The sequence below is a fragment of the bacterium SCSIO 12643 genome (assembly GCA_024398135.1).
In the GTDB taxonomy this organism is placed as follows: domain Bacteria; phylum Bacteroidota; class Bacteroidia; order Flavobacteriales_G; family Salibacteraceae; genus CAJXZP01.
The window spans coordinates 189,289-202,448 of the sequence record CP073750.1 but is presented as its reverse complement, the minus strand read 5'-3'; the positions used below and the strand labels follow the sequence as shown (position 1 = coordinate 202,448).

The following is a 13,160-nucleotide window of genomic DNA, read 5'->3' as shown; positions in this document are numbered from 1 at the left end:
GTGGAGCATGTTTAAATGGAAACTAGTCTAATGATATGGAAATCAAATTAGCCCAAAATGCTGACTTCGATCAAATCTGGAATATCTATATAGCTTGTAGAAATGATATGCTGGCCCAGAACATTCAGCAATGGAATGAGAATTACCCCACGCAGGATCTGATTCGTACATCCATTGAAAAAAGAAGAGTGTATGCCTTGTTTGATGGAGCTCAAATTATTGGTGCGATAATGTTGGACGAACAACAAGACGAACAATATGTAAATATTGGGTGGACCTATAAAGAAGATATGCCAATGGTGATTCATCGTTTAGTGGTATTACCCGAATATCAAAAAAATGGTTATGCGCAGAAGTTGATGGATTTTGCCGAAGCTCATGCGAAAGAGTCGGGGTATCCATCTATCAGATTAGACGCATATAGCCAAAATCAGCGTATTCAAAACTTTTACAAAAGAAGAGGATATCAAACACGAGGGGAGGTGTTTTTTCAAGGTAAGACAGACCCATTTATTTGTTTTGAACTGGATTTGTTAGGAAGATAAATTAAAACCCAATTAATACTTGAAATATGGACAGAGTATACACTATTAAGCCCAATGCATTTGAGAGACACAAGAAAAAGTATATGCGTACTGTATTAATACTTATGATATTCGCAGTATTAGCTGGACTTGGAATTGCGTACTTAAATTCAAATGATCATTCTATGGATATGTATACATATCCGTTTGTAATTATGATGGCGTCTGCGATTATGTTTTTTACGATTAAAAAGCAATTGAAAAGACAAGAGGAAATTTTCTATAGTTATCAGTTAACGATCGAAGAAAATCAGATTGTTAGAGAACAAATGAATTTACCAACCGTAACGATTCCATTCAATGAAATCATAGAAATTATAGAAGGTACCGCGGATTTACGAGTGCTTACGGTTAAAAGTGACTCGGAGACTATTTTGATTCACTCTGGTGTAGAAGATTATGATGAAATAAAACGAAGGTTGGAAGATGTTCACTCAATTACACCTTTTCAGGGTGGGGCTAAATCCTGGATGGAAAAAAATGTTTTTCTGGTAACCATTATTACTCTACTTGCTTTTGCGACAACTTATCTGGCATCCAATAAATATGTGGTGATCATAAGTGGTACATTTAGTTTGGCGGTATTAAGTTTTGGTTTTTATGAGATATACACCAATAAGAATATAGACCCTAAAGTGAAGAAAAAGATGTGGTGGGGAATTCCTGTGGTGTATTCAATACTAGCGACCATCTATTATAAGTTAACAGGTACATTGTAATTAAATCTTCTAAAAAATACTTTATCATTCCTTTTTCCGTCATTAGATTTAAAAGACACATGAAGCATATTTTACTATTGGTCATTGGGTTGATTGGACTGCAGGTTTCTATGGCGCAAAAGCATGAAATCTACATTGAATTTCACGATGGTGCTTATTATGATATTTATGCCAAAGTCAATGGAAAAGAGGTGAATGTGACGCATTTTAAGGCCTGGGAAGAAGTTAAAACTTTAGAAATTTCACCAGATGGAAAATACTTCTTTTTTCGTCATAAGGCAGATAAAGGCGGGGCTTATCGATTGACTTTATACAATCTGGAAACCTTAACCCAAATGGCCGAAATCGTACCGGGGTTTGGCGGAGATTTTGAATGGAATCATCTGAACCAAATAATACATGGCTGGGGATGTGGAACCAATTGTGCTAATTTTAGAGTCTATGATTTAATGCTCAAAGAAGTGTTCTTTACATTGTCTTCCGGTGGATTTGAAATGAATCCTAAAAAAGATATTCTGATCCAAATGGGCATGTTAGGCCGTGAATTTTGGATTTATGATCTACGAACCATTCCAACCCGGGGAGAGGCTTTGGGATACAATGATACTGTAGCGATGATTCCTAAATTAGATTCCATTCGATATAACATATGGTCTATTTATTTTACCAACGATTATACGTTTGAAGTATATCCACCTGAGGAATATGGAAAACGCAGACCGTTGATTTATAGAATCGAGGAATTAGATTTTAAAGTACTTCTCCCGGAAGATACCAAACAGTTTTATAAGCGTACTTTTTAGAATCGGATACGATACAAAAACATCGGGAAGAATCCCGTTTGATACGTTTGATGTAATTTCTGAGTATTCGGATTATACGATTCAGAATACAAGTTTTTAGAATTGGTAAAGTTCTGTAAGTCCATCGCCCATTCCTGATCAATTTTCTTACCATTCATTTTAAACGAAATTCTTAAATCGGTTCTGAAATAATTCCCATGCTTATGATCGTATGCTTCATCCCATTTATATACCGTTTCATATTCACGCTGAGAAGCCTCTAAATCTACCGGAACATATCGCTTGCCACCCGCATAAACCATCCGTGCATCAAAACCCAAAGATTTAGTTTGGTCCAGTCGGAGTTCATATCCACCCAACACATTCCATACGAAATTGCCGTTAAAAGCGGTATTGCGTTCAGTTTCAGAATAACCTTTGTACTTGGATTCAAATAGCGATAATGTACTCAGGAAATAGAAGTTTTTATTGAGGAAACGCTCTAAGGTAAACTCAATACCATAATTCATTCCGGTACCGTTGTTGACTAAACTATCCGGGAAAGCACTATTGTAGTTGTCTCCTGTATTGATCATAGAAAATTCAGGTAGAGAAGGGGTGATCGGAATTTCATATAAATATTGGAAATACGTTTCGGTTTTAAATCTAAAGTTGGGCGCAATTTGATAATTAGACCCTAAAACAATCTGCTGTGATTTAGACAATCCCATTTCCTGATTTAAAGGAATGTATCGACCATTATTTTGTTTCTCTTCCATGAAATAGTAACGCTTGTTTTGCATTTGCGAATGCATACCATACGCCAGATTTAAAGCATGTTTAGGACTGAGTTCGTATCGAATTCCCAAACGAGGTTCTAAAGCAAATGCATTGTTCCGATGATCAATCTGCGTATACAATCCACCATTCACAGTGGTCCTTTTATTCAGGAAATGTTGCCATTGGAAATAGGCACGGGTTACCGGAATCACGCCATTCGCTTTATAACGATCATCTACATTACGGGTTTCAAAATCCAGTACACTGTCTCGAAACGAGATTTGAAAAACATCAAAGTAAAACCCTGTTCTAAAGTTATTTCTTGAATCGATTTTATGATTCAGATGTGAAGCTACAGTGTATTTGACTTCATTAGAAGTTGCAGAATAGAATTTGTAATTTGAATTGGCGATAATCGATCCGTTTTGATCGAATCGCAGCGAATCTATATGCGTAAGGTTTTGAGAACCCAAAACCGAAACAATAGTTTGTAATCGTGTTTTCGGACTGAAATAATACAAATGAGACAAGCCAATCACGCCCATATTGGAACCATAGTTGAGGTCTACACCTTGCAGTTCATAATCAATGTTTTCATCCGGTTTCACTTCCGCGGTTTTGCTGTCATACAATTCGATATAACTTAAACCACCCATCCCGATTAAAGTGAATTTTCCCATTTTTTCGGTAGGGAAGTCCAGTTTAAAGGTCAAATCCTGATATTGTGGAATTGCGGTTCCGGTTCCAAAATTCACTCCGATATTATTCAGTAATCCTAGTGTGGAGTACCGATAATTGGTAATATACGATCCTCGGTGTTTTTTAGAGAAGGGACCCTCAGCACCCAATTCAAAACCATTAAAACCGACTTGTCCTAAAAACTCATGTGTTTGATTGTTTCCCGATTTCATTCTCAAATCAAATACTCCTGACATTGCATTTCCATATTCGGCAGGGAAGGCACCCGTAAAGAAATCTGAATTGGTCAATAGATTGTTGTTGAGCATACTCACCGGACCACCTGTAGTTCCGTTGGCGCCAAAGTGATTGGGGTTCGGAATCTCAATTCCATCTAAGCGCCATAACAATCCGGCCGGGGAATTCCCTCGAATAATGATATCGTTTCGGGAATCATTGACCATAGCGACTCCCGCAAAATTCGAAGCCATCCGAGAAGGATCGCCTAAACTCCCGGCATAACGTTCAGTTTCTTCTATGGAGAAGGTACGGACACTGGCAGTACCCATTTCGTTTAAAGCTTTTTGTTTGTCCGTTTTGACGGTAACGACTACCTCGTCCATTTCAAAAGCTTGTTCTTCCAAATCGACATTAACGATTAATTCCTTTCCGGCAGTCAATAGTAAGTTGCGTAATACCTGAGGTTTAAAGCCGATATAAGAAATCTGTACATGTACCCGACCAATAGGTACGTTGGGAATCAGGAATTCACCATTGACATCAGTGGTGGTTCCGGTTTTGGGTTCTACATCTAAAAGTACAATAGATGCTCCGGGTAGTGGGGATTGTGTGACCTTATCACGAATGGTTCCACGGATACTTTGGGTAATTATCTCATCTGTTTGCGCAGAAAGACACAGCGGGAATAACAGCAGTAGTATAGGTAGAAATTTCATTGTTCAAATGTATAGTTTGTTTTTCGCGCAGCCGAAACCAAGAACTATACCAATTCATTGTTTTTGCATCAAATTGATCAAACAAATTAAACGAAAAACTTCAATGATGAGATAGCTGTTTTCTTATCGATTCTTACGGTGCTACGATTAATTGGTAGTACATGGAAAGATGGAGTCCTTCGTCCCTGAGCGGAGCCGAAGGGAATCGAAGGATGTTAAAGAGTTAAACCGAAATAGGTTGATCAACTTTATTTTTTCTTTCTTTTTTGTCCTCGCGTTTTTGGTTTTTTGTATTTCGCTTTGATTTTAGCGCGATAAGAACCACCCTGATTGGTTTTTTTGTTTTTGGCTTTTTTCTCATGAAAACCGGGAGCCAGTTCTTTTTTCTTAGAGCCTACTTCATATGAACGGTCATGGTTATCTGGAATTTCTTCTTTGATGAGGTCTTCTCGGATTTCTACATCTTCGTGTACCGGAAGTACGGGAATGGTCTTCTTCATCAACCCTTCAATGTTATGTAAAAGTCCCAGTTCTGTTTCTGCCACAAATGAGATGGCCACACCGCTTTCTTGCGCACGACCCGTTCTACCAATTCTATGAATATAGTTTTCAGGATGTTCCGGTAAATCAAAGTTGATTACATGAGTCACCTGATCCACATCAATTCCACGTGCAATAATATCAGTAGCGATCAGTAATTTACAACGACCTTCCTGAAATGCTTTTACTGAACGTATCCGGTAGTTTTGCATTTTGTTAGAGTGGATCACACGACTGAATTCCGGGTATTCCATTTCAATGCGCTCAAACAAACGGTCCGCAAAACGTTTATTTTTCACAAACACCAATACCTTGGTAAAGTCCGGATCGTTTTCAATAAAATACTGAAGCAGATTCACCTTAGAATTGAAATTCGGAATATGAAATGCTTGTTGCTCAATTTTCTCTACAGGAGTTCCCGTAGGGGTGATGGTCACATTGACCGGACTGATAAACTTCCCGGTGATGAGTTTTTCCACTTCCGAGTTCATCGTAGCGGAGAACATAATGTTTTGACGTCTCTCAGGTAAAAGCTCAAAAATGTTATTCAGCTGGGTACGGAAGCCCAAATTCATCATTTCATCCACCTCATCAATCACCAGTTTGTTGATGTGTTTTAAACGTAAAGCGCCAATACGTCCCAAATCATATAATCTTCCAGGGGTAGAAACCACTAAATCCAATCCGTGAAAAGCTTTTTCTTTTTGGGTATTGATGTTGGTTCCTCCATAAAATCCACCTACACGTAAGTTGGTAAACTGCGAGAGTTTCTCGGCTTCCTCTACAACTTGTAAAACCAATTCGCGGGTAGGTACCAACACCAACATGGTGGGATGCATGCTTTTGGTGTATTTATACATTCGGATCAAAGGCAACAAATACGCCCAGGTTTTTCCGGTACCCGTTTGGGCAATCCCAATCATATCGCGCCCCGACATAATTACCGGAAATGCTTTTTCTTGAATAGGAGTAGGAGTCGTATAACCGACTTCCTCAATCGCCCGAAGTATCGTGTTGTTGATATTAAGATCCGTAAAATTCACATCCAAAAATTTGCGCAAAGGTAGTTAGATTGATGAGATGAGAGTTGGAGCCTTTAAATGGCTTTTATTTTTAATTATTATTTGGTTAAAGAAAAAATCACCGAATTCCGTGATTTTATATTACAGTGAAACTCTCGTATTTAGATCCATCATTAATTAAAACCAAAAACATGAAAGAAGATCTAAAAAAGTCGGAACTTGAAAACGGAAGAATTTCACCTGTAAGAATCATTGCCATGAATAAAACCCCTGAGGGTTATTCTGAGAATAAATGGCAAGACTATATTGAGATTAAGGTGCCAAGTCTTTTAACTATTAATGCCTGTGCAAGTGCAAACTACTCTGGGCCTACCGCTAATGCAGGAATCCGGTTGTATGTAAAGCTGAATGGGCAGCGCGTAGCAGCTGATATGAGTTTTGAAGGAGAAAGTAGTACGGTAACATTTTTTTCATCAGCATCAACAACCATTTATTTAGAACCGGGAAGACATAATTTGGAAGTGTATAGAGAAGATATTCGAGTGAATTCTAATTTTAAACTGGACGTAAACTACTTTGCAGTTTTTGCGAAGAAATACAGAATTATTGGATAATTAAAAATAGAACTTGACGTATTTGAATATGGTAGGTTGGAATTACTGTGATTCAAAAAAACGGACCAGCTTACCATATTTTATTCAATGATTTGATCTAGAATAATATCACCGAATTCCGTGATATAAAGTTCCAATCAGATCACCGAATTTAGATGCATCAATTCAACTTATAAAATCAACAATCATGGATACGTACAAAAAAGAACTGTATAAACAGAGAAGAAACATTGGCTTATTGGGAATGATGCTCCCATTTTTATTGTATTTCGGTTCAGACATAGAAAAGGTATTGAGCTCATTTAGTCATTACTATTATACCCGATCGAGTTTATTTTTTATTGCCATCATCTTTGCCTTTGCGATCATGCTGTTTAGTTATCAGGGGTACGAAAAATTACCCTCGGAGAAAATTAGTGATAATGTGATCACAAGTATAGCCGCATTTTTTGCTGTTGTAGTGGTTTTGGTACCCACTACCTCCATGAATGCTGAGGGGCCTATTCATTTCACGGATAGCCCGTATTTATTTGGTCACGTGGACAATATGACCAAGAAATATATCCATCTGGGTTCAGCTGGGATATTTATCTCTTTGTTAGGGTATATGTCTTATTTTAAATTTACGTTATCGTCCAACAACTCTCAGGGTTTGAATATGTTTTATAAGACCTGTGGAATTATTATTTGGGCAAGTATTGTTATCATGATCGTTTTAATGATTCTGGAAAAACAAGGCGTAGAGGTAGGTTTCCCATATGTATTTGTATTTGAGGTGGTGGCTATCGAGGCCTTTGCGATTTCCTGGTTGCGAAAAGCCAAAACCGTTCAGTTTTTGGCGTAAGAAATCACAAGAGATGATTTAACCTGATGCGGATTGTGTATTTTGGTCGATACTTAATAACTTAAAATGAAACTAAAAATAATCCTAACTTGTTTATTTGCGATTGTTACTTTGAACTTCCATTCCCAAAGTAATTCGCAGCCGTATTTTAAATTCCCCGATGCAATCGGGTATGTAAATGATTTTGAGGGAATCTTAAAGCAAGGACAAATAGATCATTTGAACCGCATGATTGTAAAACATGAAAAATTAACCACCAATGAGATAGCTATTGTTACTATTGAATCTTATGCGCCTTATAAAACGCTATTCGATTATTCTTTGGATTTAGGGAATTATTGGGGGACAGGTAAAGCAGGAAAGAATAATGGGATATTGATTGTATTTGGAAAGCAAATTAGAGAAGTCAGAATACAAGTAGGTAAAGGACTTGAAGATAAACTGACGAATGAGGAAGCTAAGTATATCATAGATCAATATATGGTTCCAAAGTTTAAAAAAGGTAAGTTTTATACGGGAATCAAAAAAGGACTCGTAAAGATCATGAAGGAGATTAAATGAAACGTATGGACTACTCAAATATAGAAGTGAAGGATCGCAAAAGTTTTTCAGAGCTTTTGTTCACTTTTCTTTTAATGTTGGGATGTGTAAATACATCGTTTTCTCAGTCAGATCAGGACAGTGTTAATTCGACTTTGTCTATTTTGAAATTAATAGAAAATGAGAGTCAGGATGTTGACAATGATGCTCTAACATTGATGTCGGGTAAGGTTTTTTCGAAGTCGATAAACCATAAATACATTCGACTATCAAATTTTACAGGAACATACATACATGTATATTCAGAAAAGGATCATTACAAGAGTCCCATTTTAGTTGTGAGGATAGGCAATATGAGTTTTGTTTCCGATTCCATATTTGATATTAACGGAGATCAAACAATTGACTTAGTAATACATTGGTATCCGTCTTCAGGATGTTGTTTGGCGGATATACATGATTGTTATTTATATGATTCAAAAACCGATACCTTTTCTGAAAAAATTGAAATCCCAAATCCTACTTTTTATCCGAAAAAACTAAAAGCTTTCAGCATGACTTATGGCCCACCTGGCTATACTATGTATTATGAATTTATGTGGTGTGGGAGTAGATTAGATACGCTTAGATTGTTTGATTGGAATGATAGAACTCATGGTAGTTTAATAATTACTGATTATAAAACCGAGCAGAAAAGTATAATGGAAAGCATGCCCCAATATTTAAAAATACTAAATGGTTTTGAGTGGTTCGTAGCAGAAATTGAAATAGAATAAGTGAAATGGTTAATGAGACCATCTTCTATACTTTATTAAACGTCTATATTAATAGAAAACAATAATTACCCTTTAAATCGAATAACCTATGAAGTACTTTTTATTAATTCTAGCACTAAGTGTTTCCAGTTTTTTAACTGCAAAAAAAGCGAGAATACCATTTGAAATTTTGACATTAGAAGCAGATGAAATAGTGGTTGGCGAAATTGTCGAGGTAAATAATTCCTCATTTGTAATAGAAATTCGTAATGATATAAAAAGAGAAGAGCAGAGAAATAAAAAGTTAACACTAAATTTTTGGAAGGAATGGCAATGTGATTATCATAGGTTTAAATATGAAAAAGGAGTTTCTGCATTATTTTTTTTGCGAAAAGATGTAAAATCTGAGAGCTATAATGTCTTACATGGAAGTTCGGGCGAACTTAAAATAGAAAATGATTCGGTTTCAATTAAATCATTTGGAAAAATAGATTTAGCTACAGTTATAACATCAAGTCAGTTTTTAATGAATTGTTTTGACTATATCGGTGATTATTGGTTTCAGAGTTATGAAGGTGCAAGCTGTTACTTAAAACCTAAATGCCCCAAAAATGGTATCAATAAATTTTGGAATCTAAATGAGTTTAATTCATGGATATATGCTAGTATTTCGGAGGGAAGTTTATTGGAGGAAAGATGGTTTTACGAATTAGACCATAAAGATCCTGTTAGTGTTATTAGAGGATTACAATATGCTGCTAAAACTAAAGATTATGACTTTTTAAGTTTGCTTGTTGATCCAAAGTTTGATAATGATGATAATGTCGATCTGTTAGATTTCTTTGATGAAGACGATCAAGAATCGATAAGACTTCTAAAAAAGTTTAATTGTAGTTATGATATTATTGAAGTGAGTATCGGAAAACATTATTGTGTCTACGAATTGAGATATTCTCAAAAAACAATTTGTCATATTATTTTAGTCAAAAGGTATTCTAATTGGTATTTCGAAGAAATGCGGTTTTAAAGTAGGATTAAGTTTATGAAATTAATTATTGCAGTATTTCTAACCTTTTGCAGCCTGGCAAGTTGGGGCCAGAATGGGAAGAATTTTGAAATTAATAAAGATCATTTTTACTGTCTCAATTGGATAATAGAAAGTCCAGATACTTTAGAAGTTTTTAATTCCCCAAATCAACTAAATCAAAGAAAATATACTGAGTTTAAACAAATAAAGAATGACAAATATGATCATTACTATTGGACGGGTACTCAATCTCTAGAATCTCCCACAGAATTGGCTTACAAGCTGAAAATTAAGTTTGACTCTGATAAGGTGGTTTTTAAATTCAAAAAAGAAAAAATTATTTATCGCAAAGTGTTTATCGATGGTAAAATGCTATTGATAAAGGAAAATCATTGATATGTGTCCAGATTGTTTTAATAAAGAATACAAAGGTTTTCCTTCTCATGATGATTTTGAAAGGTTTGAAAAAGACTTAGATTTAAAACTAAGGGAAAATAAAGTAGAGATTTATGTTCCTACTGGAGAAGGAGTAATTGATTATGAGTTAAATTATAGATGCAAAATCTGTAATGAGAAGTTTGTGATGTCAGTCCCAGATAATGCGTGGAGAGGCTATTTTTTGAAAGAAGAGAATGCCTTAAAGTATTTGGATGATTTAAAGCAGTCTGATAGAAAAACAAGAAATGGATGCTTGGTAATGTTGTTGATTGTCACATTGGTATCGTTGTTGAGTTTTTTTGTTGGTAATATGTAAATGATATAAATTATCATTTGTCTTACCGAAAAACAAAGCCATCTGAGGGAAATCAGGTGCTCGAAGAGCATGTGATTTTGTCTCGAAGATGCGTATTCATTTAAAAATAGAAACGTACCTTGCCACGGACTAATTTCAGGACGTAAACAAAAGAAAGATCAAATTTTAGATGAGGATATTATTGATATGTATCGTTGGATGGATACAATTGAATCTATATGCAGGTGAAGCGTGGAAAGCACAATTAATTATTCCTCCACAGCAATACACCGAAAGTCAAGAAGAAATAGCTGTACCTGTAGCTCAAGTCAAAGAACTGTCCGATATGTTGAATACGGTCTCGAACAAGAGTGCCTCAAAATTGAATTTTAGAGTAGGAGATTTGAGCGTTAGTTTGGAAATAGATTCCAGTTATCAAAAACACGATGAATATTCGATTCGAATAGCAGATCAAAGCATAGTAATTAGAGCGAAAAATAAAGCTGGGGTTCGATATGCGGAACGTACCGTGAGACAATTACTGGATTATGCTTTAGCCGAACAAAAGGCAGTACCGGAGATCAACATTAATGATTGGGCCAATTTTGAAAGACGTGGCTATATGCTGGATATTAGCCGTGACAAAGTACCTAAGATGGAGAGCATGTATTTGCTCGTAGATCAATTGGCCGAGTGGCGGGTCAACGAATTACAATTGTATACAGAACATACTTTTGCCTATCAAAATCATAAAGTGGTTTGGGAAAACAGTAGTCCGTTTACTGCGGCACAAATTCAGGAATTGAATGCGTACTGTCAACAGCATTATATTGATCTGGTACCGAATCAAAACTCTTTTGGGCATCTGGAAAACTGGTTAAAGCACGATGAATATTTGGATTTATGCGAATGCGAAACCGATTGTAAAACCGTTTGGGGGAAGCGAAAGCGTACCAGTTTAGCTCCAACCAACCCGAAATCATTGGCATTGATGGAGGAGTTGTATACCGAATTACTTCCCAATTTTACCAGTCCGTATTTTAACATCGGATGTGATGAAACGGTGGAGTTGTGTTTAGGAAAATCAAAGTCTGCATGCGACAGTTTAGGAAAAGGAAACGTGTATTTAAATTATTTAAAACAACTCAACACCATTGCACAGAAAAATGGAAAACAGACTCAATTTTGGGGTGATATTATTTTAAATCACCCGGAGCTGATATCTGAAATTCCTAAAGACATGATTCCTTTGGTATGGGGGTATGGAGCAACTTATCCGTTTGATGAGAACTTACCTAAATTCAAAAATGCCGGATTGGATTTTTATGTATGTCCGGGAACCTCCACCTGGCGTTCGGAAATAGGGAGAAATAAAAACGCATTTATCAATTTAAAGGTGGCCGCGATAGAGGGACAAAAGAATCAAGCCAAAGGATATCTTATTACCGATTGGGGAGATTATGGACACTTTCAACCAAGATCAGTAGGATATGCCAGTATGCTGTTGGGTGCAAGTTATGCCTGGAATTATCGGGAGGAGAGTTTAGGTCAATTGGAGAATAACCTAAATAAATATGTATTTGATGATCCGACAGGAAATACAGCCCAGGCCATGTTGATTCTTGGAAATGCGTATTTGAAAGCAGGGATTCCGGCAGGAAATTCTAATGCGTTTCATTTGATGATTCGCAGATATCAATGGACTATGAAAGGTCAATATCAAACCAAGAAACTGAATAAAGAGGGATTGATATTGGCAGAAAAAGAAATTCAAAGAGGATTGGCGGTTTTGGATCAGGCACAACCGCAAAGTGAAGATGCTGAAATCATTTTAAAAGAAACCCGACAGGCTGCAAATCTGGCACTGTTTGGAGTTCATTTGGGGCTGGCACGTCTGGATGCTTCTGGTCAATCAACAGCGAATATTCCTAAAGAACAGAAAGAACAACTTGCCAAAGAACTCGAAGCTTTAATTGACAATCATAAAAAATTCTGGGTAATTCGAAATAGAGCTGGTGGGCTCCAGGATTCGTCAGCTAAACTGGAAGATTTATTATTGTATTTGAGAAAGTAAAAGGTGGTTTATCAATATGAAGTTCTTCATGAAGAATTTGATTTTAATAGTATTGTTACAAGCTAATTTATTAGGATTTTCCCAAGATGAATTTCCTAATGATACAATAGAATCGTTTAATCTAAAACTTGTTTCAGATCATCATTTGTCAGTAAGTACAATGATCACAACAATTGATAGTATAGGAAACGTACGTTGTACTTTTTATACTTCAAATTTTAAGAAAGCAAGGAGGGACACTATTGCCGATAAACAAATAATATTGGATCATAATTCATTTAGACAGATTAAAGAACAGATTATTGCCTTTAAGTTAGCGGACCTACCTCATGAAAAGGATGACCCATATACTATGGATGGAAAGAGTTCAGAATTATTATTATCGTTCAATGGAAATCAAATCAGATTAAAGGGAAATAACAGAGAGAATTGTGATCCTATATTTAAGAATTTGTTAGAATTACTTCGAGAAGTTGTAGGTTATATGGCCTATGATTATGAAAATTATTAGA

The 13,160-nt window shown here is 36.0% G+C and carries 14 protein-coding genes; 12 read left to right on the top strand and 2 right to left on the bottom strand.

What is annotated here, in order from left to right:
* Positions 1-35 precede the first annotated feature (35 nt).
* Genes KFE94_00875 through KFE94_00865 form a run of 3 tightly spaced genes read left to right on the top strand, consistent with a single transcriptional unit; the run spans position 36 to position 2,106 of the window.
* Positions 36-545 (top strand): GNAT family N-acetyltransferase, encoded by a 510-nt coding sequence (locus KFE94_00875; GenBank protein UTW66697.1) that lies wholly within the window; start codon positions 36-38, stop codon positions 543-545.
* A 26-nt stretch (positions 546-571) separates the two neighbouring features.
* Complete coding sequence (locus KFE94_00870; GenBank protein ID UTW66696.1) at positions 572-1,303, top strand: hypothetical protein; 732 nt, start codon at positions 572-574, stop codon at positions 1,301-1,303.
* Positions 1,304-1,362: 59 nt separating this feature from the next.
* Positions 1,363-2,106, top strand: a complete 744-nt coding sequence (locus KFE94_00865) for a hypothetical protein (GenBank protein ID UTW66695.1) — start codon at positions 1,363-1,365, stop codon at positions 2,104-2,106.
* On the opposite strand, the gene KFE94_00860 is transcribed toward KFE94_00865, so the two are convergent.
* Both KFE94_00860 and KFE94_00855 read right to left on the bottom strand, forming a co-directional pair.
* Positions 2,103-4,499, bottom strand: a complete 2,397-nt coding sequence (locus KFE94_00860; GenBank protein UTW66694.1) for a TonB-dependent receptor — start codon at positions 4,497-4,499, stop codon at positions 2,103-2,105. The two genes, KFE94_00865 and KFE94_00860, sit on opposite strands and share 4 nt — an antisense overlap.
* A gap of 248 nt (positions 4,500-4,747) precedes the next feature.
* Positions 4,748-6,082, bottom strand: a complete 1,335-nt coding sequence (locus tag KFE94_00855; protein ID UTW68182.1) for a DEAD/DEAH box helicase — start codon at positions 6,080-6,082, stop codon at positions 4,748-4,750.
* Between the two features lie 170 nt (positions 6,083-6,252).
* Here KFE94_00855 and KFE94_00850 point away from each other — a divergent pair, with 170 nt between their 5' ends.
* The 9 genes from KFE94_00850 (at position 6,253) to KFE94_00810 (ending at position 13,159) form a co-directional block, all read left to right on the top strand.
* Entirely contained in the window at positions 6,253-6,675 is a 423-nt protein-coding gene (locus tag KFE94_00850; GenBank protein ID UTW66693.1) for a hypothetical protein, read from the top strand.
* 187 nt (positions 6,676-6,862) lie between these two features.
* The gene (locus tag KFE94_00845; GenBank protein UTW66692.1) at positions 6,863-7,519 is read left to right on the top strand and encodes a hypothetical protein; all 657 of its coding nucleotides are present in this window, start codon (positions 6,863-6,865) and stop codon (positions 7,517-7,519) included.
* A gap of 66 nt (positions 7,520-7,585) precedes the next feature.
* Positions 7,586-8,080, top strand: coding sequence for a TPM domain-containing protein (locus tag KFE94_00840; protein ID UTW66691.1), 495 nt, complete (start codon positions 7,586-7,588; stop codon positions 8,078-8,080).
* A 5-nt stretch (positions 8,081-8,085) separates the two neighbouring features.
* Positions 8,086-8,835 carry a hypothetical protein gene (locus KFE94_00835; protein ID UTW66690.1) on the top strand — a complete coding sequence of 250 codons (750 nt, stop codon included), beginning with the start codon at positions 8,086-8,088 and terminating at the stop codon, positions 8,833-8,835.
* Positions 8,836-8,923: 88 nt separating this feature from the next.
* Entirely contained in the window at positions 8,924-9,841 is a 918-nt protein-coding gene (locus KFE94_00830; protein UTW66689.1) for a hypothetical protein, read from the top strand.
* A 15-nt stretch (positions 9,842-9,856) separates the two neighbouring features.
* On the top strand, positions 9,857-10,237 hold the full coding sequence (locus KFE94_00825; GenBank protein UTW66688.1) for a hypothetical protein: 381 nt from the start codon (positions 9,857-9,859) through the stop codon (positions 10,235-10,237).
* A 1-nt stretch (position 10,238) separates the two neighbouring features.
* Complete coding sequence (locus KFE94_00820; protein UTW66687.1) at positions 10,239-10,595, top strand: hypothetical protein; 357 nt, start codon at positions 10,239-10,241, stop codon at positions 10,593-10,595.
* A 169-nt stretch (positions 10,596-10,764) separates the two neighbouring features.
* On the top strand, positions 10,765-12,648 hold the full coding sequence (locus tag KFE94_00815; protein ID UTW66686.1) for a family 20 glycosylhydrolase: 1,884 nt from the start codon (positions 10,765-10,767) through the stop codon (positions 12,646-12,648).
* Positions 12,649-12,676: 28 nt separating this feature from the next.
* Positions 12,677-13,159, top strand: a complete 483-nt coding sequence (locus KFE94_00810) for a hypothetical protein (protein ID UTW66685.1) — start codon at positions 12,677-12,679, stop codon at positions 13,157-13,159.
* Position 13,160: the final 1 nt, after the last annotated feature.